We start from the raw sequence: 24381 nt of genomic DNA, 5'->3' as shown, positions 1-24381 counted from the left end.
CTTTTTCATAATAACCTCAACGAGTAGCACTTTTTGCTGATGCAACCGAATAACCAGCCAATATTTCATATGTTTTATGATAATACTTATAATGAAGTTTAAATTTCATTTCAAAAATTAACCTGATTACCCATGATTAGCAGTCAGTTACCACGAACTATACTGATCTTACGTACAGTTATCGAGGTGCGAGATCATGGCCAAAAGCAAAATCCAATTCCAGAAAGGCTACAGCCTGTTTGAGTTTCTCAAGGACTATGGCACTGAGGCTCAGTGCGAAAACGCGCTGTTCACTTGGCGTTTTCCTAACGGCTTTGTCTGCCCTGAATGTGCCAACAAGACCTGTTGTCGCCTGAGAAGGCGGCCACGTGTGTGGCAATGCAATCACTGCCGTCACCAGATGTCATTGACTGGAAACACGATTTTCGCAAACACCAAGCTCCCACTGACCAAGTGGTTTCTGGCAATGCACCTGTTGTCACAAACCAAAACAGGCTTGTCAGCGATGGAGCTAAAGCGCCAGTTGGGCGTCAAATATGACACCGCCTGGATGCTCAAGCACAAGCTGCTGCAAGCCATGAAAGAGTCCGATGACAAGCAGCCCATCAGCGGCATCATTCAGCTCGATGATGTCTACTGGGGTGGCGAGCGCCGTGGTGGCAAACGGGGTCGGGGCGCGGCAGGCAAGACGCCGTTTGTGGCAGCAGTGGCCCTGAACAAGGAAGGACATCCAATCAAGATGCGGATGACGGTGGTCGATGGTTTCAAAACCAAGTCCGTTGCTGATTGGGCAAAACGGCATATTGCCAGTGGTAGCGCGGTGATATCCGATGGATTGGCCTGTTTCAAAGCGGTCAAGGAGGCCAATTGTGAGCACCTGGGTGTTGTCACCGGGGGCAACCTGGACTGGCTGGATCATCCGGCATTCAACTGGGTAAACACGATGATAGGAAATGTGAAAAACTCGCTGCGGGGCAGTTGCCATACGCTCGGAGCGAAGCATTTACCAAGGCATCTTGCGGAATACTGCTTCCGGTTTAATCATCGTTTTGACCTCAAGAGCATGTTGGTTGAATTGGGGCATGCAGTCGTGGCAAGCCCTCCGATGCCATATCGGCTCTTGAAGCTGGCTGAGGGTCATGGGTAATCAGGTAGTATTTATTCTATGAAGTAACTCTTCCTGCTTTTCTTCCCAAAAAACATCTGGTGTATACTTATTGAATGTTGTTTCTTTTGATGACAATGCATTGTTTATTTCATTGACAATATCTGCAACATCAAATTCATTAACTAAAACAGTACTTCCATTTATTTTATATAGTTCCTCTGCCATCATTGTTTTTCTTGAAATTATAGGAGGTCTGGAGAAAAGAGAACTTTCAAAAAATTTATTTGAAATAGCATATACTGCATTAAAATCTAGCGTTGGGTAGGCGGCCCAAACTAAGTTTGATACTTTATAAATAAATGGCAAGTCTACTTGTGAATATCTTCCAAAAAATAAAACTTTTCTTTCCAGTTGTTTCTCTTTTATATAATACTTTAAGAAAGACAACTCGGGGCCATCTCCAAATATTAGAAGCTCAGCATCTACGGTTCTCATTGCATCGACCATATTAGTAAGAACATCTCTATATCTTACAACGCCAATCCATGAGATGAACTTTATGCCTTTAGATTTTTTCTCTTGCAATGAATTCAACCATACCGGGGTATCAGGTAAAGAATCTATTATTTCACGAGATGGATAGTTTTCAAAAACCATAATATTATCATGATTGTATAACTTAGCGTAATATCTTGAAGCTAAAATAACAAGATCGACTTTTTTTAAACAAATACTTTCAATATAAAACAATGCTTTTAAAATTGATTTATTACGTGATGTTGGCAAATCTAAACAATCATAGATGATTTTAGATTTTGACTTAAGGAATAAATTGGCCAAAACAAAACAAAGAAGAGAATCCCAATGACTTAAAAACAAATAATCAGGGTTTTCTTTTTTTACTACATTGTAAACGTGGAAAATAAACTTTGGCAAAAGCCACAATTTTTTCAGTTTATGTCCATATCCAATATCAGACTCCAGTATATGATAGTTGTCATCCGTGTTGATATTGTTATTGGAGTTCCTGTTCCAGGCTATTACATGTGTGTTAAAACATTTAGATATCGTTTTTTTAAATTTTTCCGTTCTGGTATTAATGGGATATCCAGTATCAATAAATAAACACTTCAGCATATGATAAACCTATTTCAAATAAAATTCATATGGCTCTGCCATGTATGCTAACGCAGATATGTATGTAATATAAGCACAGGATAAAAAAAGTGACACAGCTCTTTTAAAGTTAATTTGGAGATAAAATCTCTGATTATAAATCTGACATATGACAGGTATTACTATTACCCCTGTTATTAAGTATAAATAACTAACACGCAAGGATATGACTGTTATACTTGCGAAAATTATCATAAAAAACATACCGGCACAGAAAGCTTTGCATAAATTAATATACAAAGGGTCATTGATTTTACCCTTAACATGCCAAATCAAAAAACAAATAAAAACATTTAATATAATTCGAGGATCATACATCCTCATTGGATATCCATACTCAATCGATGACATGTAATTTAGTATTTTATTAGATACTATGCCTAACCCCATCATATTAAAAAGATCAGCAAGCAATGCTAATGGATTTAGAAAGACACAAGACAATAAAATAATGAAAATCGCAAGAAGCAATTTTTCAAGGCTAATTCTTGTAATAAAAATAGCCAATAAGCTAATCGCTGATGTATGAAAACTTATTGATAAGGCAAAAAAAATAACAGATTTAAGATAGCTTTTATTTAAAAAAGAGATAATGAAAACCAAACCAAATGCAGCTGCCACAGAACTTCGGGATGCCTGCATGTTCATCGTTAGAACAAAAGGATACCAGATTAACAATGATAATACTCGATAGCAGGAGTATTTATATATAGTAAACGCGACAGGAATAATCGATAAAACCGCCATTACGAATATTATAAATTGGCCATCAAAGTTGAACTCATTACCAATGTATGATAAATATCTAAAGCCTATTTCAGCATGTATGCTAGTATCAAATATATCATCGAATGTTTTTATTTTCTCGTATAATCTAATATACTCATAATAGTCACCTGTACCAGTCCCTCCTTCACGAAGGCCTACAAAAAAAATCAATACCAAAGTAAGAAATATTAAAATAGGTTTTTCTGCCTTCGATTTGTCAAAGACAGACATGGACAAGAAAAAAAATGGGAGTATCAAATAATAAATCATTTAATAAATGCCATAGTAAACGCTGCGTTAATCATTGGCCTGCTTTTAGAGCATTTAAAATTAAGGTTACACTATCGCCATCACCATACGGATTGTGTGCATGACTCATCGTATGATAGGCCTCTTCATTGTTGAGTAATTCATCTAAACATGTGAATATTTTATCTACATTGGTACCGACTAATTTAACTGTTCCTGCAGACACAGCTTCAGGTCGCTCCGTAGTATCACGCATAACTAAAACAGGCTTACCTAAGGACGGGGCCTCTTCTTGAATACCACCAGAGTCTGTCAAAATGATATGAGCACGCATCATTAGATAGATAAATGGCAAGTATTCCTGTGGCTCAATCAAAATGATGTTGTCGATCTCACCTAGAATACGGCTAACAGGTTCGCGCACATTGGGGTTTAAATGCATTGGATAAATAATTTTCACACAGGGATTTGCTTTAGCGGTAATAGCAAGCGCTTTGCAGATCCGCTCAAAGCCACCACCAAAACTTTCTCGACGATGCCCAGTAACAAGGATAAATTTATTATTATCATTCAGAAATGGGAATTGTGCGGCAAGGTTTGTTTTTAATTGTTTATCTTTTTCAATTTTCTCTTTCACCATCAATAACGCATCAATAACAGTATTGCCCGTTACAAAAATTTTATTGGCATCATAGCCTTCTCTTAATAAATTGCTCCTTGATATTTCTGTCGGGGCAAAGTGGTACGCTGCTAATGTACCTGTTAATTTACGGTTAGCCTCTTCCGGCCAAGGAGAATAAATATTCCCGGTACGTAACCCTGCTTCAACGTGGCCAACAGCAACTTGCTCATAATATGCAGCTAAACTTGCCGCAAAAGTGGTCGCTGTATCACCGTGCACTAACACTACATCCGGCTTAAACTCCTGCAATATTGGTTTTATCCCCAATAATATCCTAGCAGTAATATCATTTAAAGTTTGCCCTACTTTCATCAAATTCAAGTCATAATCAGGGATGATTTCAAATAATGATAACACCTGATCCAACATTTCACGATGTTGAGCAGTTACACATACCCTTGATTCAAAGCAATTATCTGCAGCTAATGCGTGAACTAAAGGTGCCATCTTAATCGCCTCTGGACGGGTACCAAATACAACCAATACTTTCATTCTCCCCCCTGATCATCAATGATCAATAATATAGATTTGAATTTTATATAATAATATGGATATTTAAATTTCTCTGGACTAGATGTGATGGACGCAACTTCAAGCACTATGCTCTAACCCATCTTACAAAATAATCTTCTAAGTTAAAATACAGAGCCTTAACCATCAAGCAAAACATCATATATTTTCTTTATTACTTTTATATATGTGATATTTTTTTTGACGATCGAAAGCGATATTAATCTAGCCATTCTAACAAAGAAAAAAATGAAAATAATTATTTTATTTTCTTGTGTTAATTTATAAAATATAGCCCGACCGACTTCAATATTTATAATTTTGAAATCTGAATTATTCGATGTAGTAACACTACCTATATGTACAGCAAAAGACTCCAATAAAAGTTTTATCTTTTTCCCTTTTTCTTTAAATCGCCACAGTAATTCCGTTTCTTCAAAATATAAGAAGAATGCCTCATCAAAACCATTCATTTCTTCATAAATGGCTCTAGATGTAGCAAAAAGTCCTCCGCACACATAATCAACCTCCAATGACGATCCATTTTTAGATGGAATTTTAATTTTGGCTGTTGCGTAATCATTAAAATATTTGGGTAAAAATTTATGTACAAAAAACAACTCTAATAATTCACCTTTCAACGAAGGAAAACTACCATGGGTATGAGTTGGATCACCGAATTCATCGACAAAATTAAACCCGAGTACATTTCCATCATTCAAATAATCAAGATGGCGATCCAATGTAGATAGTATATTTTTCAAAAAAACGATATCTGGATTAACAAACAGTAGTATATCACCGAGTGCATTATTGACACCGATATTGCAGGCCGCACCAAATCCCACATTACCTTCAGATTTAATATATTTCACTGTTAAATTGTCAATGACATCAATAAAATCTGAATATTGTGATGAATTATCAACAATGATAACTTCATAATCACTTCGCCCATCAATATATCTATCTAATGATGCGATCATTTTTAATATATAAGGTGAGCATTCATAGTTTACAACTATTATAGAGTATTTAATTTTCATGGCACTTTATTTATATCTATGAATATGTGTTTTATATTTAAAAATATGCATACAACTCATACTGAGAACGCCAAATAACTCCGACAGCATGAGCGATGCAATTGGCCCAAGATAACCAAAAGTGAACGTTAATGGTACAATCGATATTGAAAAAGAAATCAAAACGATTGAATTACTGAATGTTGTGACTTTTTCAAGATTATTAGGAATACTTATTTGTGTATCAATAAATATTGCGGAAGCTGTAGCCAGCATACACAACGCACAGAAGATGACATCAATCATTGAAAAATTATATTTATTTGTTGCGATGAATTTTAATGCAGGAACACCAACAATTATCAAACCGACAAAAATAAATGTAATCAATATTGCATAACGTTTTGCATTGTTTTTTATATACGATAAACCATCTACGCTACTGCTCTTTGATACTGCTATCGGCATCCACAATCGACACACCATTGACGGCAGCATTATGGAGGCATTCAAGAGTTGCTTTAAGATGCTAAGGGCTGCTAACTCACCTTTCGCAAGGAAAAGACCAACCAATAATTGATCTACGTATTGATAACACACTCCGATAGATGAGTTGGCAATAAAATTTTTCGCTTTAATTAAAAAACCCAAATAATTTATTTTATTTTCCCACATAGCAGAAATACTAATATACGGTGAGACATATATAAATCCGATAAGATTGGTCAATAAATAAGAAGCAGACATGATAGATACATACGCAATAAAACTCTTTTCTTCATTTATGAAAAAAATGATGGCTATGAGAACTAAAGCTCTAACAAAAAGAGTCCTGTAAAAAATCTCTTTATATTTTTGGGTGGCATAAAAATACCATTCAAAATTCATAAAAGAAAATAAAACAGGCAACATAAATATGCCTGACAAGGTCATATTAGTTGCACTTACATGCATAAATAACAGTATTATAACTACATAAAAAAATGTACATGATAAAGATAAATATAATTGCAGCTGTAGGTTTTGTGATAAACATACCTTTTTACTAATACCTGACTCGATTTTCCTTATAAATTCGCGGATAAAAAGAGGCTGTACAGATAACACAAATAACACATTAAAAATCTGATAAACCACGTTTATAAAAACGTACTCACCATATTGGTGACTTGAAAAAATTCGTAATACTATAGGAATAGTCAATATAGGAAATACTGCATTAAGGACAGTATATGCCAATGAATAATTAAAAGGTGCGCTTAATTTAAATTTCATGCAATATTTCTTCAACTTTCAATCTAAGATTGAAACTGTTCCTAACATAACTCAAGCGAGATTCATATTGCTGTTCATATATTGAGTCATCTGCCATGATGTTTTCTAAACAACGACTTAGCGCATTGGCGTCGTTATGGGGTATGACGATACCATACTGCTTGTTAGATGTTAACTCTTCAACTGCGTTCACTGGTGTTGATATTATCACATTACCAAAATATGCAGCTTCGGTCATCGCTAAGGAAAATCCTTCATAGCGAGAAGTCATAAGGAAAAATCGACTTTTTGAATAAAGGTTGAAAACAGCTTCTCGATTCTGATCTCCAAGAAACTCTATCGAATCTGCATCAGGGTGCTTTTTTATTTCATAAATTTTACTTTTAAACTCTTCCGATATAGGACCAACAAATTTAATTTTCCATCCATTATTTATACGTATCTGGAGAAGTGCATCAACAACCATCTCATGGTTTTTCTGAAATGCACCAATTCTACCAACAATAATGATTACCTTATCTCTTTCATTATATTTAACAGGGGATATAGAGCGAGAAACAGTTAATGGTGATACTGCATTTGGCACAACTCGCAGCTTTTTGTTAGGCCATATTTTCATTAAGTCTGTATAGCCACCATTGGTTTCTATAGATGCTAAATCAACCAATGATAACATAGTTCTTTTAATCACCCACTTTATTTTATTATTTTTTGTATCTGTAATAAATTTAGCAAGCCCACGATTGTCAAAATCCAATTTCAGATAGACTTTTTTGCGTGATAAAACTTTGAACATCAATATAAAAATAAATGTTTCTTTATTCATATGATAGATGTTGATATGAGTGACCTTTCGTATTAATACAAAAAAGAAAAGCTTCATATAATATGATAAAACACTAGAGGCACTTATAGGGCTTAATATTATATTATCCTCATATGGATTATAAAAATTCTCTCCTTTATCTTTGTATATAAGCAGTGACTTATCAAATCCAGAGCATTGGCTCACCTCCATAGGAATCATACCTACATCTTTTGTCAAGTGTACACTGGAGAAACGTGTAAAAATTGTGGCAAAAGTACTCATTTCATCCTCTGTTTTAGATAAAATACAGTGCATCATTAAACGATATTGATAGATGAGAATCCTTATTAGATAGCTGTGGCCGGAATTCAAATGGCCATTCAATGGCGACATCTGCATCATCCCATTTTATACAGGCCTCACTTTCAGGGACGTAATAGCTTGTCGTCTTGTATAGAAATTCTGCCGTTTCACTCAAAGTAACAAAACCATGGGCAAATCCTTCCGGGATCCATAACTGTCGTTTATTTTCGCCTGACAAATGCACTCCAACCCACTGACCGAAAGTTGGTGAACCTTTGCGAATATCTACGGCCACATCAAATACTTCACCCACAGCACATCGCACGAGTTTCCCTTGAGCATGGGGTGGCAACTGGTAGTGCAATCCACGTAGCACGCCTTTCGATGACTTTGAGTGATTGTCCTGTACAAAGGTAACAGGATATCCTACCGCCTCTTCAAACAGCCTGTGGTTGAAACTCTCAAAGAAAAATCCACGCTCATCACCAAATACTTTTGGCTCAAAAACAAGCACATCTGGGATTGCTGTCTTGATTACATTCATCTGTCTATCCACATTTAGTTCAATCTTTATGGGGGAGCATATTCCCTCCCCCATATCACATCAGGCTTTGGCAACCATTCTTAACAAATATTGGCCATACGCATTCTTTGCCAACGGTGCAGCAAGTTCACGAACCTGTTCGGCATTAATGAACTTCTGGCGATCATGTACAGGATCTTTAGCTACAACCAATTGAAATAGATAGAAAAAAGGCTTCGTTTGTGATCTGATTTAATCGCAAAAAAAAACCGACACGCCCGAAGCCATGACTATTATCAATGCAACCCAGTACCTCAAGCAACTTCTTAGCTCTTCTGAACTCAACCGGATCGGTAAATTTACCGGTTTTTGTCAGCGACTCCGGGATATCCAGCCTGCGAGACTACTCCCGGCTCTGCTCTCAGGGCTTGGTTGCGACAAGGTGGATGGTATTGCTGGTTTGCATCGCCATTTCAATGCGTTGCAGCTCCATGATACTGACCAAATAGCGTATAAACCCTTTCACAACCAGTTACGCAAGCAGGGTTTTCCCTTGTTCATGCGCGCACTGGTTGAACGAGCCATCGCCTTACGCCTCAAGGAGTGTCTACCGGACGCCCACGGACTGGCAGGCTTTGAGCAGGTACTGCTGCAGGACGGGTCGTCATTCGCGTTACATCCGCAATTGGCAGAACATTTCCCGGGCCGATTCAATAAGCACAGCCCCGCTGCGGTAGAGTGTCATATGACCATGTCCTTGCTGGACCAGTCGCCGATATCGATGAGTATCACGGCGGATACCGAATCGGAGCGCAAGCATCTTCCGGCCGCAAATTCGTTAAATAACAAACTGTTATTGGCGGATGCCGGTTACATCAGCCGCGAGTACTTTGCTGATGTGACCAAAGCCAAAGGAAGCTATCTGGTCAGAGGGAGTCAAAATCTCAATCCCAAAGTACAGGCAGCTTACCGACAGGACGGCAGGGAAATGCCCAAGTTACTCGGAAAAAAGCTCAAGGATATCGATCGGAGAAGCTGCAGAGCCGAGGTTCTGGATCTGGATGTGAGTTCGGGAAAGTATAAATATCGACTCATAAGACGTTGGTTTGCAGAGGAAAAACGGTTCTGTATATGGATGACCAATCTTCCGCGTGAGCGATGGCCAGCCGAGAAGGTGATGGCATTGTATCGTTGCCGTTGGCAGATCGAACTGTTGTTCAAAGAGCTGAAATCACATAACCGGTTGAAGGCGTTCGCGACACGACAAAAAGCGATAGCGGAAGGCTTGATCTGGGCTAGTTTGCTGGCCTTGCTGGTCAAACGTCGGCTGGCGCTGACGCTGATTGGCAGCGCGGAGTTATCGATGCTGAAGATTGCCAAAAACAGCGCGCTTTGGTTAATGCCGATATTGGCGAGCATCATCCATGGTGCGTGGCAGGAAATAACAGAGAAGTTGGAGTGGGCAATGGTGTATTTATCCAAAAACGGCAAAAAGAGTAGGCAGAGAAAATCCAAGCAAAACAACACGTTAGACGGTATTATTAATTCGCTTGCCGCTTAAGGTTCTGTACATGTTCTGGCGATAGGCGATCTCTTCCGGGCAAGCCACTTTCAGTCCCTGACGGGTCTCGATGGTCCGAATAAAGTTGCTCGCTTCAATCATGCTTTCATGGGTGCCAGTATCAAGCCAGGCATAACCACGGCCCATCATCGCCACCGACAGATTGCCTTGCTCTAGGTAGATACGGTTCACATCGGTGATCTCCAGCTCACCACGGGGCGACGGCTTCAGGCTCTTGGCGATCTCCACCACGCTGTTGTCATAGAAATAGAGGCCGGTCACCGCATAGTTGCTCTTGGGCTCCAACGGCTTCTCTTCCAGAGAGATAGCGGTACCCTCTTTATCAAATTCCACCACACCATAACGCTCGGGGTCATGCACATGGTAGGCAAAGACGGTAGCGCCGCTCTCTTTGGCCGCTGCCGCCTCCAGCTGTTTCTGCAGGTCGTGGCCGTAGAAGATGTTGTCCCCCAGCACCAACGCACAGGGGTCTGACTCGATAAACTCTTCACCCAGAATAAAGGCTTGTGCCAACCCGTCCGGGCTTGGCTGCACCTTGTATTGCAAGTTAAGGCCCCACTGACTGCCGTCACCCAGCAATTGTTCAAAACGGGGGGTATCTTGCGGGGTACTGATGATCAAAATATCGCGAATACCCGCCAGCATCAGGGTGCTGAGTGGGTAATAGATCATCGGCTTGTCATAGATAGGCAGCAGCTGCTTGCTCACCGCCATGGTGACCGGATAGAGACGGGTACCGGAGCCACCAGCCAGAATAATGCCTTTGCGTTTAATCATGATGCTTGTTTCTTATTTTTCAATTTCAAAAGAAAGGGTGGCTTGACACCACTCCTTTCTGTTTTATCCCTACCAGCCTGGAAGGCATTCAATACATCCCTGACCTGTGATTTACTTGCCCAGGATCTCGGTCAACATCCGCTCCACGCCGACCGTCCAGTCCGGCAGCACCAAATCGAAGGTGCGCTGGAATTTGCTGGTATCAAGGCGAGAATTATGAGGGCGTTTGGCCAGGGTCGGGAAGGCGCTGGTCGGCACCGCATTGAGCTGCGTGACTGCCAGTTCAACCCCGGCCTCTCTGGCTTTGGCAAACACCAGCTGGGCGTAGTCAAACCAAGTGGTGGTACCGGAGGCAATCAGATGATACAGCCCGGCAACGTCGGATCTGTTCTGCGCCACGCGGAGTGCATGAGCGGTACAATCTGCCAGCAATTCGGCACCGGTCGGGGCACCAAACTGGTCATTGATGACCGACATCTCGCTACTCTCCTTGCCAAAACGCAGCATGGTCTTGGCAAAGTTGGCGCCACGGGCAGCGTAGACCCAGCTGGTGCGGAAGATCAGGTGGCGCGAGCACAGGGCCGCAGCCTGCTCACCCGCCAGCTTGGTCTCGCCGTAGACGTTGAGCGGAGCGGTCGCATCGGTTTCAAGCCAAGGGCGCTCACCATTGCCATTGAACACATAGTCAGTGGAGTAGTGCACCAGCCAAGCCCCCAATATATCGGCTTCTTTGGCGATAGCGGCCACGCTGGTCGCGTTGAGCAGCTCGGCAAACTCCCGTTCACTTTCCGCCTTGTCTACTGCCGTGTGGGCCGCCGCATTCACAATAACATCGGGTTTGACCAAGCGCACCGTTTCGGCCACACCGGCCGGATTGCAGAAGTCGCCACAATAGTCGGTGGAGTCAAAATCAACGGCAGTGATGCGCCCCAGCGGCGCCAGTGCGCGTTGCAGCTCCCAGCCTACCTGACCGTTTTTGCCAAACAACAGAATATGCATCAGGTACGCTCCCCGTAGTTCTGCTCAATCCAAGATTGGTAGGCACCGCTTTTGACATTGTTAACCCACTGCTGGTTCTCCAGATACCACTGCACCGTCTTGCGGATACCAGACTCGAAGGTCTCTTGCGGTTGCCAGGCGAGTTCGGCGCTCATCTTGCTAGCATCGATGGCATAGCGGCGATCGTGACCGGGGCGATCGGTCACATAGGTGATTTGATCGCGGTAGCTTCTCCTCTCATCCCGGCCCTCTCCCCCAAGGTGCGAGGGAGACAGAGGCACCATCTCGTCGAGCAGATCGCAGATGGTATGAACGACGTCCAGATTCTGTTTCTCGTTGTGACCGCCAATGTTGTAGGTTTCACCGATCACACCTGTGGTGACCACGGTATAGAGTGCACGCGCATGATCCTCAACGTAGAGCCAATCGCGGATCTGGTCGCCCTTGCCATAAACCGGCAGCGACTTGCCATCCAGAGCATTGAGGATGACCAGCGGGATCAACTTTTCGGGGAAATGATAGGGGCCGTAGTTGTTGGAGCAGTTGGTAACGATGGTCGGCAGGCCATAAGTACGGCGCCAGGCTCGCACCAGATGGTCGCTGGAGGCCTTGGAGGCAGAATAGGGGCTGCTGGGGGCGTAAGGGGTGGTTTCAGTAAAGAGTGGCAATGGCTCACCAGCGGCGACTTCATCCGGATGGGGCAGATCCCCATACACCTCGTCGGTGGAGATGTGGTGGAAGCGGAAGGCCGCCTTGCGCGCCTCGTCCAGACCGTTCCAATAGGCGCGTGCCGCTTCCAGCAACATATAGGTGCCGACGATATTGGTCTCGATGAAGTCGGCGGGGCCCGTGATGGAGCGATCAACGTGACTCTCGGCGGCCAAGTGCATCACGGCATCGGGTTGGTGGGCAACGAAGATCCGATCCAGTTCGGCGCGGTTGCAAATGTCAACTTGTTCAAACGCATAGCGGTCGCTAGCAGAGACAGCCGCCAAGGATTCCAGGTTGCCCGCATAGGTCAACTTATCGAGGTTGACTACTGAATCTTGGGTGTGCCGGATGATATGACGAACAACGGCAGAACCGATAAAACCGGCACCACCAGTCACGAGGATCTTCATTGAAAGGTTCCCGATTGCAATCTGATTAAATGGAAAAGAGATTAAGAGACTCATGGTTGGCGGCCGTATGCCACCACATCTATAAACAAGCTAATGATGTAATGGCACAGACACCAGAACAGGTGTGGGAGGAGTCCATTTACCTCAATAGGTTGGCGCTTTATTTCAGGAGCGTGGAAAAACAACATTGATGGAAACGCAGATTATGCCGTTGTCAGCCCAGAAGGTGAACAAGGCTTATGCTACCGCCCTTGGGTTACAGCTCCCAACATGCTGCTTTTAACCTGATTGTCCGTGCTGTTGGCCATCACATCCTCCAGCTTCTTGTTTTGATTGATGTTTAACAATGTTGTCGCATTACATTGCACACCCAGGCAGTCCACAGCCTGCATTGCTCACATCTTGGGCTATCTGCGCCCCAAACCCGATTCGGGGTCAGATTCTATCTTGTTTAACCCAAAGATGAACAGTCAAAACAATAGGAAAGCGCCTATTGAAATCAGGATTCAAAAAAAACCATTCATGTGATACTGCCCTCCGTGAATCCACTCAGCCGTTGCCGGGGATTGCCCTGCTTTGTTCCAGCATCCAGGCCAGGGCATGTAAACATGTTTAATTTCAAACAATTAAATTCATACCTCAAGCGCGTGCAGGCACTCGGGGATGGCCTGACGCCAGCAAGGCCCCCCGCCCCTGTGTACCGGCAGGCTGAAAGCGGCAAGCCGCTTGTGCGATAAGAATGGTCGCGACCAGCCCCTGCACCGGCTCTGACCCTCAACACCCAGAAACCGGCAGGCACGGATAGCGAGCCTGAACACGAGGCTGATGACACAGCGTTGCATCATGGGAAATGCATGAGGAAAGAAGGCAGGGATGATTCAGTCCCGATACAGCGGGGTCAGGTAGGATCCGGATTGACTCTCCCTCTTGTTGACCCTCTAATTGACAGCCTGGACCCTCATCATCATGCATCTTATGAAAATCCTACTGGTTGAAGACGACAAGCTGCTCAATCACCACCTCTCCACCCTGTTGACCGAGGCCCAGAACCAGGTTTACAGCACGGACAATGCCCAGGTGGCGCTGCACTACGCAGCCGACTACCCCATCGATGTCGCCATCATCGATCTGGGCCTGCCTGACATGGATGGCCTTCAGCTCATCACCCGCCTGCGCGAGCAGCAGATCCCCTTTCCCATCATTGTGCTGACGGCCAGAGGCAACTGGCAGGACAAGGTGGAAGGACTGGAGGCCGGGGCGGACGACTACCTGGTCAAACCCTTCCAGAAGGACGAACTGCTGGCCCGTCTCAATGCGCTGGTACGCCGCAGCGCCGGCTTCATCTCCCCCAGAGTGAAGGCGGGTGACTACGAGCTGGATCTCTCCCGCAAGGAGCTGACCATCGCCGGCGAGGTCACCGTGCTGACCAGTTTCGAATATCTGATCCTGGAATACTTGATGCGAAATGCCCGTCAGGTGGTCTCCAAACAGCAGTTGCTGGATCAGCTCTATGGGGATGGTGAAGGGGATCCCAACACCATCGAGGTGATGGTGAGCCGGCTTCGCAAAAAACTGGATCCGGAAGGGAGCATCCAGCCCATCTCCACCATCCGCCGCCAGGGCTACATCTTCAACCTCGCCTGCAGCTGATGCGCCTTGCCATGTTGCATCCCCTGACCCTGATCCGCCGCTCCCTGCACCTCAAGCTGATGCTGAGTGCCATGCTGGTCATCGCGCTCATCATGGCCTTCTCCGTCTACATCCTCTACCTCGGCCATGCCGAGGAGCAGGCCCAGAAAGCCAGTGTCCGCATGCAGGAGAACCTCTCCAAGCTGTTCTCGTCCAAGCAGCCGGAGCCCCACGCCATGACGGATCTAGGCAAGCTCACCCCGGATGCCATCGATCCCAATCTCGATACCCTGATCTGCCGCGCCGACGGAGTGCTGAGCTGGTCCAGCCTGCACATGCCGGAGGTGGTCTCCATCAAGGAGACCATCTGCCGGGATCTGATGAGATACCTGGGGGGACTGGATCAGGACTATTTCTTCAAGCTGCATACCATCAAGAACGGCGAGAGCTACTTCATCTACAGCCTGCGTTTCCTGCGCAATCATGGCGCCGGCCCCACCACCTACTACGTGGTGATGGTCGATTCCGCCCGGCGCTATCAGGCCCAGACCCGCGATTACCTCTACCGCTGCATTCGCCAGGCGCTGCTCGCCTACTGTCTGCTGGGCGCTCTGTTGCTGCTCACCAGTTTCTGGAGCCTCTCCTCCCTGCGCACCATGGCGCGCCAGATTGACGAGATCCGCGCCGGTACGCGAGAGGCGCTGTCAAACGACTACGAGCGCGAGCTGACCCCCCTGACAAGCTCGGTCAACCAGTTGCTGGAGAACGAACGCCAGCAGACCCAGCGCTACCAGCACGCCCTCAACGATCTCGCCCACAGCCTGAAAACCCGGCTGGCGCTCATCCAGATCACCGCCCAGGAGCTCAAGCTCGGCCACGACATCCATGACAACATCAATGAACAGATCACCACCATGGATCAGATCATCCAGTACCAGTTACGCCGCGCCGTCACCGGGCGAAAGCGCCTCGCGAGCAAGGGCACCGAACCGGTTCCCCTCATCGAGAAGCTGCTGGCCAGCCTCGCCAAGGTCTATCGACACAAGAAGCTGCAGACCGGCTTCCAGTTTGACGACGATGTCTTCTTTCACGGCGAGCAGGGCGATCTGATGGAGCTGATGGGCAACCTGCTGGACAACGCCTGCAAGTTCGCCATCAGCGAGATCCGGGTTCATGTCCGCCACCGGGAGAGGGGTCTGCTCATCGTGGTGGAAGACGACGGCCCCGGCATCGATCCCGGCAAATCGCAGCAGATCTTCCAGCGCGGCGTGCGGGCTGACAGCTCCCCCGGCCAGGGGATTGGCCTCGCCGTGGTGACCGAAATCGTGCACAGCTACGGCGGCGAGATCCGGGTGGATGACTCCCCGCTCGGCGGCGCGAGATTCCACATCACCCTCCCCTGACAGCGCAGGGGTCAGTACCTGGCCCCTGCCGCATTCGGGCATTGCCATCCCGGTGCTTGCCCTGTCTCACGCCTCACTCCTTATGCTTCGACCAGGCCAAGCACATGGCAGCGAGGCTGACGAGCTTGTGCACCCATCAGAAGCTGGCCTGCCGCTCCCCTCGGCCCCATGCTCGCGCAGAAACGACAGGCATAAAAAAACCGGCCGCGAGGGCCGGTAAAACAGTTCAGGCTTGTCAGGTGACAATGCGCACCCAGCGGATGAAGACCGGTTTCAATTCCCTATGAAGCCCCGTCCTCTTGAGTACGTAGGTTCACTTTACGCCCCGGTCACTGAATCGGGACTGAACCATGTTCACGCTGGCAAGGCTCAGAGACGGATCCCGAGTGACTGGCGCAGATAAGCCCCTGCCCCGAGCAGCCCCGGCCCTTCATGGGTGATGAGGAAGACCGGAATGTCTTTGAGATAAGGCTTGAAGCGCCCCTTGTCCTCGAAGGCGACCCGAAAGCCCGATCCGATGAAGAACTCCTGGAAGCGCGGCACTATGCCACCGGCGATGTAGACACCGCCGAAGGTGCCCATGTTGAGTGCCAGGTTGCCGGCAAAGCGGCCCATGAGCACGCAGAACAGGCTCAAGGTGCGGCGGCAATCGAGGCAATCCCCCGCCAGCGCACGCTCGGTGATGTCCTTGGGGGCAAAAGGTTCGGGCTCGCGGCCATCGGATTTGACCAGGCCGCGATAGAGATTGACGAGCCCGGGGCCCGAGAGGAAACGCTCCGCCGACACATGGCCCAGCTCGCCGCGCATCACCTGCAGCACCGCATCTTCCTCTTCCGTGTTGGCGGCGAAGTCCACGTGACCGCCCTCACCCGGCAAGCTCAGCCACTGCTCACCGGCCTGCACCAGGTGGGCGACGCCAAGGCCGGTCCCTGCGCCATAGATGGCGATGGGCTTGCCGGCGACTGGGGCCGCGCCCCCGAGCTGGATGCGATCCATCTCGCCGAGCACGGGCACCGCCATGGAGACGGCAGTGAAATCGTTGATCACCTGCAGGCGTGCCAGGCCGAGGTTGGCCTGCATCTCGCAGATGGAGAACTCCCAGCTGTGGTTGGTCATGGCGACCCAGTCACCATTGATGGGACAGGCGATGGCGATGCACGCCTCGCCCACGGTGGCATCGTGCTCTTCGAGATAGAGGCGCACCACGGCCTCCAGGCTGGGATGGGCCAGCCCCGAATAGGTTTTTGCCTGGGAAATGGCGCCCGTCGCCAGTTCGCAGAGGGCCAGTCGGGCATTGGTACCGCCAACGTCGCCCACCAGCGCATGGGTATGCTGCATAACAAACTCCTTCGTTACCGACTCGGGGCGGCCCTTACCGTCCCGACATTATTATTTGGCTGCAATACTACTCGAGCCCGCAGCCGGGCTGCGCGATTTATGCAGACAAGTGTGCGCCCGCTCACAGTGTTGTTGCTTTGCAACATTTGTAAGCGTTTTCAAGACGCAAATGGAAGTTTGCAACTAAAAACACGAAATAATTAGACATGAGTCATACTTTGCAGGGCCGAGATTAGTTCCGATAAGCGCTTGTCTTGTATAGTCATCGCGGAGACTGGAAACCTGCTTGAGCTGTGAATTTAGTGCACAGACACTGAAGTTAAATTACAAAAATGCCTGGTGGTAATGATGAATACCCTCGATAAAATTACGAACAATCTGGAAAGTTTCAGTAAATCAGAGCGTAAGGTGGCTGAAGTGATCCTGGCCTCACCCCAGACCGCCATTCACTCCAGCATTGCTACCCTGGCCAAGCTGGCCGATGTGAGCGAACCGACCGTCAACCGTTTCTGCCGTCGCCTCGATACCAAGGGTTTTCCCGATTTCAAGCTGCACCTGGCCCAGAGCCTGGCCAACGGCACCCCTTATGTGAACCGCCACGTGGAAGCGGAAGACGGCCCAGATACCTATACCGCCAAGATCTTCGAATCCACCATGGCCTGCCTCGATGCCGCCAAGAACAGCCTGGACATCTCGGCCATCAACCGCTGCGTCGATATTCTGACCCAGTCCAAGAAGATCAGCTTCTTTGGTCTGGGCGCCTCCTCCGCCGTCGCCCGGGATGCCCAGAACAAGTTCTTCCGCTTCAACATCCCCGTGGTGAGCTTCGATGACATCGTCATGATGCGCATGAGCTGCATCAACAGCAGTGAAGGGGACATGGTGGTCCTCATCTCCCACACCGGCCGCACCAAGGCCCTGGTGGAAATTGCCGCGCTGGCCCGGGAAAACGATGCCACCGTCATCGGCATGACCGCCAAGGACTCTCCCCTGGCCCGCGAATGCAACCTGGTGCTCTCCATGGACGTGCCGGAAGACACCGACGTCTACATGCCCATGGCCTCGCGCATCGCCCAGCTCGCCCTGGTGGACGTGCTGGCCACCGGTTTCACCCTGCGCCGTGGCATGAAATTTCGCGAAAACCTGAAGAAAGTCAAAGAAGGTTTGCGCGAATCCCGCTTTGATACCCAGCACTCCTCCTGATCATTCGGGGGTCCGCCCCCGACTGTCTATGCCAACGGGCTTGGTGTAGTATCGAAATTCAATCAAACAAGGCCACCCAGATGGCCTGCCAGTTGGCGCCATGCCACATGCTTGACGGGGCAGTATTTCAAGTCATATCAACTTCACATTGGAGTCTTTCATGCCAAGACGTACAAAGATTGTTACCACACTCGGTCCGGCGACCGATCGCGACGGCATTCTCGAGGGGATCATTCGCGCCGGTGCCGACATGGTGCGGATGAACTTCTCCCACGGCACTCCTGAAGATCATATCCAGCGCGCCAACCAGGTGCGTGACATCGCCGCCAAGCTGGGCCGCCACGTGGCCATCATGGGCGATCTGCAAGGCCCCAAGATCCGCGTCTCCACCTTCAAGGATGGCAAGATCTACCTCGCCATCGGTGACAAGTTCATTCTCGACGCCGCCCTCGGCAAGGGCGAAGGCTGCCAGGAGCAGGTCGGCATCGACTACAAGAGCCTGCCGCAGGACGTGGTATCCGGTGACATCCTGCTGCTCGACGATGGCCGCGTGCAACTGAAGGTCGAGCAGGTCGAAGGCACCCGCATCCACACCACGGTGACCGTGGCCGGCCCTCTCTCCAACAACAAGGGCATCAACAAGAAAGGTGGCGGCCTCTCCGCCCCGGCCCTGACCGAGAAGGACAAGGAAGACATCAAGACCGCCGCCCGCATGAACGTGGACTACCTGGCGGTCTCCTTCCCCCGCAGCGGCGATGATCTGCGCTACGCCCGCGAACTGGCCCGCGAAGCCGGCTCCAACGCCAAGATCGTGGCCAAGGTCGAGCGCGCCGAGACCGTCGCCAGCGACGAGGCGATGGAAGACATCATCCTTGGCTCCGATGCCGTCATGGTGGCCCGTGGTGACCTGGGTGTCGAAATCGGCGACCCCGAACTGGTGGGTGTGCAGAAGAAGCTCATTCGCCACTCCCGTCGCCTGAATCGCGTGGTCATCACCGCGACCCAGATGATGGAGTCCATGATCAACGCACCGCTCCCGACCCGTGCCGAAGTCATGGACGTGGCCAACGCCGTGCTGGACGGTACCGATGCGGTGATGCTCTCCGCCGAGACCGCCGCCGGCCAGTTCCCCATCGAGACCGTGACCTCCATGGCCAGCGTCTGTGTGGGCGCCGAGAAGCACCCGAGCCTGAACGTCTCCAACCACCGCATGAGCTACACCTTCACCTCGGTGGAAGAGGCGGTGGCCATGTCCACCATGTATGCGGCCAACCACCTGGAAGGGGTCAAGGCGATCGTGGCGCTGACCGAGTCGGGCACCACCCCGCTGCTGATGTCCCGCATCAGCTCCGGCCTGCCCATCTTCGCCATGTCTCCTCACAACAAGACCCTGGCCTGGGCCAACCTCTACCGCGGCGTCACCCCCGTGCTGTTTGATGGCGACGAGACCAAGCCGGTCTACGAGGTGTGCCGCGACGCGCTGGACGTGCTCAAGGCCAAGGGACTGCTGCAAAGCGGCGACATGGTACTGCTCACCCACGGCGACAAGATGGAGACCGTCGGCAGCACCAACACCTGCAAGGTGATGATGGTCGAGTAATCGCCCCTCCTCCCTGCAACAAAAACGGCTCCCGCGGGAGCCGTTTTTTTATGGGATCAGCCCCAGGTTCAACCGCGAAACAGCTCCACCTTGTCCCCATCCTGCAGGCTGCCGGCGCCGCGCACCACCACCTTGTCTCCCTGCTTGAGGGCGCCACTCACCGCCACCTCCCGGCTGTCCCCAAAGAGCACGGTGACCGGCACCCGGTTCACCGTGAGCGCCTCGCCGTGCTGCTCCACCTGATAGACCACGCTTCCCTCGGTGCCGAGCACCAGGGCATCCCGTGGCAACAGCATGGTGTGCTGCTCTCCCATCGGCAGCGCCACCCGCACCGGCGAGCCGATGATGAACGTGCCCGCTTCCGGCTTGAGGCGCAGCTCGATGAGCCGGGACTTGGGATCGGCGCTCGCCGCCCGCTGGTAATAGATGGCGTGGCTGCTGAGCTGCTCCCCTTCCACCCGCAACCGGGCCTGGGTGGCCAGTTGCCGGGCCCAGGCAATAGGCGCACGCAACCGGATGTCCGGCTGGTCCGGATTGACCAGCTCAAGCGCCTGTTCGCCCGCATCCACATGCTCCCCCGGCTGGATGAAGTGTTCATTCACCACTCCGTCAAACGGGGCAAAGATGCGGCTTCTGCGCAGCTGCTCCTCAATCTGGCGCACCTGCACCCGCGCCAGCTGCTCGGCCAGCTCAGCCTGCTCCACGTCATAGCGCGCCTTGTCATACTGGCTCTGGGAGGCACTCTTTTGCTGGTGCAAACGATCCAGGCGCTGGAACTCGGCGCGAGCGTAACGCAGATTGCTCCCCTCTCTGGCTTGTTCCGCCCTCGCCTGCTCCAGCGAGAGGCGCAGGGTCGCGCTGTCCAGGCGCAGCAACTCGTCCCCCGTCTTCACCCGGCTGCCAAACTCGGCTATCCACTCCACCCGACCGCTCACTTCGGCGCTGAGCGCCGCCTGCTGGCGGCTTGCCACCGTGCCGCTGACCCAGATGCTGGCCCCCGCCTCTCCCTGGGCCACCTCCGCCAGCGTCACCATCTTGCTTTGTGCAAACGCAGGCAGCCCGCCAGCCAGCAGCAGAGCCCCCACCACTATCCTTGTGAAACCTTGTGTCATCGATGAGCTCCTTGCTCAGGCACGCTGCCGAAGGGCGTGCGGTATGTCGGTCTGCTCCCCCAACCGCAGGAAGGCGGGCAACAGGATCAGGGTGAAGAGGGTGCTGCAACTCATGCCGCCGACGATGACGGTGGCCAGCCCCCGGTAGATTTCGCTCCCCTCGCTCGGACTCAACATCAGGGGCAGCATGCCGAAGATGCTGGTGAGGCTGGTCATGGCGATGGGACGCATCCGGCTTTGCAGAGCATCGGTGACTGCCGACTGTCGGCTCATCCCCTCCCGCTCGGCCATCCTGGTCTGGTGCACCAGCAGAATGGCGTTGTTGACCACCAACCCGAGCAGGATGACGAAGCCGATGATGGTGAGCAAGTCCATCGGCAGCGGCGCCACCAGTCCGCTCAGGTGCAGCGCCAGCACGCCGCCTACGGTGGCGAGCGGCAAGGTGAGCAGCACCAGCACGGCATCCTTGAGGGAAGCGAAGACCCCCCACAGCAGAATGAGCAGTATCATCACGGCGAACAGGAAGATGCTGCCGAGGTTGCCGAGCGCCTGCTGCAGGCTGTCGGCATTGCCGGCGACCCGCAGCTCCCCCCCGGCCGGCAGCAACGGCCGGATGGCGGCAAAGCTCTTGTGCTGCAGGGTGTCGAGCACCTGCTCCATGCTCATCCCCGCAGGGGGGGAAATCTGCAGACTGATGCTGCGCCGCCCATCGGATCGGAAGATGCTCTCAGGCCCGAGTTGCGGCTCCACCCGCAGCAGTTCCCCAAGGGGAACGATGCGCCCGGACGGGGTAGCAAGCGGCACCGCCTTGAGCTCGTCCGGGTTGGCGGAGGCCTGCCCCATCAGCAGGATGTCGAGCCGCTCATCCCCGTCGAAATATTCGCCGACCCGCAGACCATCGCCGAAGGTCTGGATGATGGCGGGCATGGGGGAGCGATCCCAGCCCACCTCGGCCAGGCGCCTGTCCTGGGGCACCAGCCGAAGCTCGGGAGCGGTGAAATCGAGTCCGGGCTCTGGCCTGACCTGGGCGCCGGGCAAGTCCCGCTGCACTATGGTCATGCTCTCCCTGGCCGCCTGATAGAGTTCGGGTAGCCCACCCCCCTGGATCAGCAGGGAGATGCTGTTTTCACTGTCAAAACCGCCAAACAGGGACCCCTGACCGCCAAACACCCGGGTGTCGGGAATGCCCACCAGCAATTGCTTCATCAAGAGCTGCTCCAGCACCTTGATCTGGTTATCCTCCTTTGGCCGCACCCCGATCTGGGCACCGCCCGGGTAGCGCAGGATGTAGTAGTTCTTGAGGACAGGCTCCTTCTCCCCTTTCATATAGGGGTCGAGGCGGGCAATCAGGGTATCGATCACCTCCTCCCGCTGGGCCTTGAGATTGACCCCGGGGGTGAAACTCATCCAGACGTCGATGGCGTCCCGCTTCACATCCGGCAGGTAGTTCATCTTGGGCAACATCAACCAGCTCACCAGCACAGGCCCCGTCATCATCAGGACGATGATGGCCCAGCGCCTGGGGGCGGTGGCCGTCCAGCGGATCACGTGGCGGGTGACGCGGCACCACAGGCGCTCAAAGGGATCAATCAGCCGCTCGTGCCCCATCCAGCGCGCCGCCACCGCAGGCAACACAGTCACCGCCACCACCATGGAGACGGTCACGGCGCAGGCGATGGTGAGCGCAAGATCGGCAAACAACTGCCCTTCCACGTCGTTGAGCAGGAGCACCGGCAGGAAGATGGCGACCGTGGTCAGGGTGGACGCCACCAGAGCGGTCCACACCCGGCGGGTGCCCTCCAGCGCCGCCTCTCCCTTGCTGATGTCACCCCGCTCATGGCGCCGGTAGATGCTCTCCAGCACCACGATGGCGGCGTCGAGCACCATGCCGACCGCAAACGCAATGCCCGCCAGGGAGATGATATTGAGGGTCCGCCCCATCACCTTGAGCAGGCAGAAGGTGAGCATGATGCTGATGGGAATGGCGATCGCGATCATCAGGGTCGCCTTGAGCTGGCGCAGAAAGACCCAGAGGATGGCGCAGGAGAGCAGCACCCCGAGCCCCAGGTTGGCGGTCACCATGCTCACCGCCCGGTTGATGTAGAGAGAAGCGTCAAACGACTGCTCCATGTGCAGACCAACCGGCTCCAGCACCTCCTGGTTGAGCTCCCCGACCTTGGCCTTGATCCCCTCGAGCGCCGCCAGGGCATTGGCACCGCTCTCCTTGAAGATCTGCGCCGCGATGGCGGTGTTGCCGTTCTGGATGCGCAGCACCGGGTTCTCCTCCCGGGCCACTCTGATCTCGGCAACGTCCCGCAGATAGATCGGCAGGCCGTCACGCCAGTCCACCACCTTGTCCCCCAGGGCCGCCACGTCATAGCGACCGGCAAAGCGCAGCTTGTACTCCCAGCGTCCGATGTCGAGGGTCCCGGCCGACACATCCCAGCCCGTCGTTGCCCGGCTGGCGAGCACCGGGATCTCCACCCCCAGCTCGGCGGCGCGGTAAGGGTCGAAGCGGATCTGGATCTGGCGCTCGTTGATCCCCTCGATGTCGACCGTGGACACCCCGGGGATCCGCTCCAGCTCGGGCTTGACCCTCGCCTCGATCAGCGCCTGGTGATCGTCTATCTCCCCCTTGGCGCCGGGCAGTTGCTGGATGAAGAAGAAGGTCAGGGTGTCGTTGCTGCTGTAGTTGTTGACGTAAGGACCACCGATGTTGTCCGGCAGCCCCGAGACCCGGTTCAGGCGGGAGATGACGTCAAGCTGGGCCCGCTGCATGTCGGTGCCAAGGGCAAACTCCATGTCGATTTCGGTGAAGCCGGGGTAGCTGTTGCTGCTGAGGCTCTTGAGCCCCTGTACCCCCTGCATCTCCTGCTCGATGGGATCGGTTATCTCCGACTCCATCTCCTGGGGCGAGGCCGAGCGCCAGTCCACCGTGATATTGAGGTGAGGACGGTCTATGTCGGGAAACAGCTGGACGGGCAGTCCCCGGATGCTGAGCAAGCCCAGCAAAAAAATCAGCACGACCGAGACCGCCACCCAGATGGGGCGTTCGATCGCCGTTTTGGCGAGGTTCATTCACTCTTCCTGAGTTGTTGTTATCGGCCATTCCTATGGCCTTGCTTCCTGCCCCAAGGGTGGGGGCCATTGCATTAAACTGGAATTAATCGACCTTGTAAATGCCTGGTTA

Annotated in this window: 19 protein-coding genes and 1 pseudogene; 6 read left to right on the top strand and 14 right to left on the bottom strand. The window is 51.0% G+C overall.

The features are described from left to right. The first annotated feature begins 196 nt into the window (after positions 1-196). Positions 197-1147, top strand: a complete 951-nt coding sequence (locus tag H7R73_RS08125; RefSeq protein WP_005342491.1) for an IS1595-like element ISKpn3 family transposase — start codon at positions 197-199, stop codon at positions 1145-1147. Here H7R73_RS08125 and H7R73_RS08120 read toward each other — a convergent pair whose 3' ends face one another. The 8 genes and pseudogenes from H7R73_RS08120 to H7R73_RS24145 form a co-directional block, all read right to left on the bottom strand. Then, positions 1148-2245 (bottom strand): glycosyltransferase, encoded by a 1098-nt coding sequence (locus tag H7R73_RS08120; RefSeq protein WP_182951622.1) that lies wholly within the window; start codon positions 2243-2245, stop codon positions 1148-1150. A gap of 9 nt (positions 2246-2254) precedes the next feature. Further along, positions 2255-3322 (bottom strand): EpsG family protein, encoded by a 1068-nt coding sequence (locus H7R73_RS08115; protein ID WP_182951621.1) that lies wholly within the window; start codon positions 3320-3322, stop codon positions 2255-2257. A 31-nt stretch (positions 3323-3353) separates the two neighbouring features. Continuing rightward, positions 3354-4475: a non-hydrolyzing UDP-N-acetylglucosamine 2-epimerase gene (gene wecB, locus H7R73_RS08110; protein ID WP_182951620.1), complete on the bottom strand. Its 1122-nt coding sequence runs from the start codon at positions 4473-4475 to the stop codon at positions 3354-3356. Positions 4476-4633: 158 nt separating this feature from the next. Further along, complete coding sequence (locus tag H7R73_RS08105) at positions 4634-5539, bottom strand: glycosyltransferase (protein WP_182951619.1); 906 nt, start codon at positions 5537-5539, stop codon at positions 4634-4636. A gap of 6 nt (positions 5540-5545) precedes the next feature. Next, positions 5546-6793, bottom strand: a complete 1248-nt coding sequence (locus H7R73_RS08100; RefSeq protein ID WP_182951618.1) for a hypothetical protein — start codon at positions 6791-6793, stop codon at positions 5546-5548. Continuing rightward, positions 6783-7883, bottom strand: coding sequence for a glycosyltransferase family 4 protein (locus tag H7R73_RS08095; RefSeq protein ID WP_182951617.1), 1101 nt, complete (start codon positions 7881-7883; stop codon positions 6783-6785). The genes H7R73_RS08100 and H7R73_RS08095 overlap by 11 nt, the downstream gene beginning before the upstream one ends. Before the next feature lie 13 nt (positions 7884-7896). Beyond that, complete coding sequence (gene rfbC, locus H7R73_RS08090) at positions 7897-8448, bottom strand: dTDP-4-dehydrorhamnose 3,5-epimerase (RefSeq protein WP_182951616.1); 552 nt, start codon at positions 8446-8448, stop codon at positions 7897-7899. A 60-nt stretch (positions 8449-8508) separates the two neighbouring features. Next, positions 8509-8610 (bottom strand): annotated as a pseudogene (locus H7R73_RS24145) (glucose-1-phosphate thymidylyltransferase RfbA); the annotation flags it as partial. Positions 8611-8713: 103 nt separating this feature from the next. Between H7R73_RS24145 and H7R73_RS08085 the strand changes: the two are divergent. Next, positions 8714-9988 (top strand): IS4-like element ISApu2 family transposase, encoded by a 1275-nt coding sequence (locus H7R73_RS08085; protein WP_011191341.1) that lies wholly within the window; start codon positions 8714-8716, stop codon positions 9986-9988. On the opposite strand, the gene rfbA is transcribed toward H7R73_RS08085, so the two are convergent. The 3 genes from rfbA to rfbB form a co-directional block, all read right to left on the bottom strand. Then, positions 9956-10786, bottom strand: coding sequence for a glucose-1-phosphate thymidylyltransferase RfbA (gene rfbA / locus H7R73_RS08080; protein ID WP_182951615.1), 831 nt, complete (start codon positions 10784-10786; stop codon positions 9956-9958). The two genes, H7R73_RS08085 and rfbA, sit on opposite strands and share 33 nt — an antisense overlap. Before the next feature lie 111 nt (positions 10787-10897). Beyond that, on the bottom strand, positions 10898-11785 hold the full coding sequence (rfbD, locus tag H7R73_RS08075; RefSeq protein ID WP_182951614.1) for a dTDP-4-dehydrorhamnose reductase: 888 nt from the start codon (positions 11783-11785) through the stop codon (positions 10898-10900). After that, on the bottom strand, positions 11785-12906 hold the full coding sequence (gene rfbB / locus H7R73_RS08070; RefSeq protein ID WP_182951613.1) for a dTDP-glucose 4,6-dehydratase: 1122 nt from the start codon (positions 12904-12906) through the stop codon (positions 11785-11787). The genes rfbD and rfbB overlap by 1 nt, the downstream gene beginning before the upstream one ends. Before the next feature lie 975 nt (positions 12907-13881). Between rfbB and H7R73_RS08065 the strand changes: the two genes are divergently transcribed. Both H7R73_RS08065 and H7R73_RS08060 read left to right on the top strand, forming a co-directional pair. Beyond that, the gene (locus H7R73_RS08065; RefSeq protein WP_041207018.1) at positions 13882-14556 is read left to right on the top strand and encodes a response regulator; all 675 of its coding nucleotides are present in this window, start codon (positions 13882-13884) and stop codon (positions 14554-14556) included. An 11-nt stretch (positions 14557-14567) separates the two neighbouring features. Beyond that, on the top strand, positions 14568-15938 hold the full coding sequence (locus H7R73_RS08060; protein ID WP_214005469.1) for an ATP-binding protein: 1371 nt from the start codon (positions 14568-14570) through the stop codon (positions 15936-15938). A gap of 369 nt (positions 15939-16307) precedes the next feature. Here the strand turns inward: H7R73_RS08060 and glk are convergent, their stop codons facing one another. Beyond that, positions 16308-17276 (bottom strand): glucokinase, encoded by a 969-nt coding sequence (gene glk / locus H7R73_RS08055; protein ID WP_182951612.1) that lies wholly within the window; start codon positions 17274-17276, stop codon positions 16308-16310. 348 nt (positions 17277-17624) lie between these two features. Here glk and H7R73_RS08050 point away from each other — a divergent pair, with 348 nt between their 5' ends. Both H7R73_RS08050 and pyk read left to right on the top strand, forming a co-directional pair. After that, complete coding sequence (locus H7R73_RS08050; protein WP_182951611.1) at positions 17625-18479, top strand: MurR/RpiR family transcriptional regulator; 855 nt, start codon at positions 17625-17627, stop codon at positions 18477-18479. A gap of 160 nt (positions 18480-18639) precedes the next feature. Then, entirely contained in the window at positions 18640-20079 is a 1440-nt protein-coding gene (pyk, locus tag H7R73_RS08045; RefSeq protein ID WP_041214849.1) for a pyruvate kinase, read from the top strand. A 68-nt stretch (positions 20080-20147) separates the two neighbouring features. On the opposite strand, the gene H7R73_RS08040 is transcribed toward pyk, so the two are convergent. Further along, positions 20148-21191: an efflux RND transporter periplasmic adaptor subunit gene (locus tag H7R73_RS08040; protein ID WP_182951610.1), complete on the bottom strand. Its 1044-nt coding sequence runs from the start codon at positions 21189-21191 to the stop codon at positions 20148-20150. 15 nt (positions 21192-21206) lie between these two features. Next, positions 21207-24269 (bottom strand): efflux RND transporter permease subunit, encoded by a 3063-nt coding sequence (locus H7R73_RS08035; RefSeq protein WP_182951609.1) that lies wholly within the window; start codon positions 24267-24269, stop codon positions 21207-21209. Between the last annotated feature and the right edge of the window lie 112 nt (positions 24270-24381).

It is taken from the genome of Aeromonas sp. WP2-W18-CRE-05, assembly GCF_014168615.1.
In the GTDB taxonomy this organism is placed as follows: Bacteria; Pseudomonadota; Gammaproteobacteria; order Enterobacterales; family Aeromonadaceae; genus Aeromonas; species Aeromonas caviae.
The sequence above is the reverse complement of the archived record's forward strand: the minus strand, read 5'-3'. Positions and strand labels throughout refer to the sequence as shown.

Excerpts from the sequence above, each read along its gene's own strand:
- H7R73_RS08115 (WP_182951621.1), bottom strand. The coding sequence starts at position 3,322 with ATGATTTATTATTTGATACTCCCATTTTTTTTCTTGTCCATGTCTGTC.
- rfbB (WP_182951613.1), bottom strand. The coding sequence starts at position 12,906 with ATGAAGATCCTCGTGACTGGTGGTGCCGGTTTTATCGGTTCTGCCGTT.
- H7R73_RS08120 (WP_182951622.1), bottom strand. The coding sequence starts at position 2,245 with ATGCTGAAGTGTTTATTTATTGATACTGGATATCCCATTAATACCAGA.
- glk (WP_182951612.1), bottom strand. The coding sequence starts at position 17,276 with ATGCAGCATACCCATGCGCTGGTGGGCGACGTTGGCGGTACCAATGCC.
- rfbC (WP_182951616.1), bottom strand. The coding sequence starts at position 8,448 with ATGAATGTAATCAAGACAGCAATCCCAGATGTGCTTGTTTTTGAGCCA.
- H7R73_RS08065 (WP_041207018.1), top strand. The coding sequence starts at position 13,882 with ATGAAAATCCTACTGGTTGAAGACGACAAGCTGCTCAATCACCACCTC.
- rfbD (WP_182951614.1), bottom strand. The coding sequence starts at position 11,785 with ATGCATATTCTGTTGTTTGGCAAAAACGGTCAGGTAGGCTGGGAGCTG.
- H7R73_RS08085 (WP_011191341.1), top strand. The coding sequence starts at position 8,714 with ATGACTATTATCAATGCAACCCAGTACCTCAAGCAACTTCTTAGCTCT.
- H7R73_RS08060 (WP_214005469.1), top strand. The coding sequence starts at position 14,568 with ATGTTGCATCCCCTGACCCTGATCCGCCGCTCCCTGCACCTCAAGCTG.
- H7R73_RS08095 (WP_182951617.1), bottom strand. The coding sequence starts at position 7,883 with ATGAGTACTTTTGCCACAATTTTTACACGTTTCTCCAGTGTACACTTG.
- pyk (WP_041214849.1), top strand. The coding sequence starts at position 18,640 with ATGCCAAGACGTACAAAGATTGTTACCACACTCGGTCCGGCGACCGAT.
- H7R73_RS08040 (WP_182951610.1), bottom strand. The coding sequence starts at position 21,191 with ATGACACAAGGTTTCACAAGGATAGTGGTGGGGGCTCTGCTGCTGGCT.
- wecB (WP_182951620.1), bottom strand. The coding sequence starts at position 4,475 with ATGAAAGTATTGGTTGTATTTGGTACCCGTCCAGAGGCGATTAAGATG.
- H7R73_RS08035 (WP_182951609.1), bottom strand. The coding sequence starts at position 24,269 with ATGAACCTCGCCAAAACGGCGATCGAACGCCCCATCTGGGTGGCGGTC.
- H7R73_RS08050 (WP_182951611.1), top strand. The coding sequence starts at position 17,625 with ATGAATACCCTCGATAAAATTACGAACAATCTGGAAAGTTTCAGTAAA.
- H7R73_RS08125 (WP_005342491.1), top strand. The coding sequence starts at position 197 with ATGGCCAAAAGCAAAATCCAATTCCAGAAAGGCTACAGCCTGTTTGAG.
- H7R73_RS08100 (WP_182951618.1), bottom strand. The coding sequence starts at position 6,793 with ATGAAATTTAAATTAAGCGCACCTTTTAATTATTCATTGGCATATACT.
- H7R73_RS08105 (WP_182951619.1), bottom strand. The coding sequence starts at position 5,539 with ATGAAAATTAAATACTCTATAATAGTTGTAAACTATGAATGCTCACCT.
- rfbA (WP_182951615.1), bottom strand. The coding sequence starts at position 10,786 with ATGATTAAACGCAAAGGCATTATTCTGGCTGGTGGCTCCGGTACCCGT.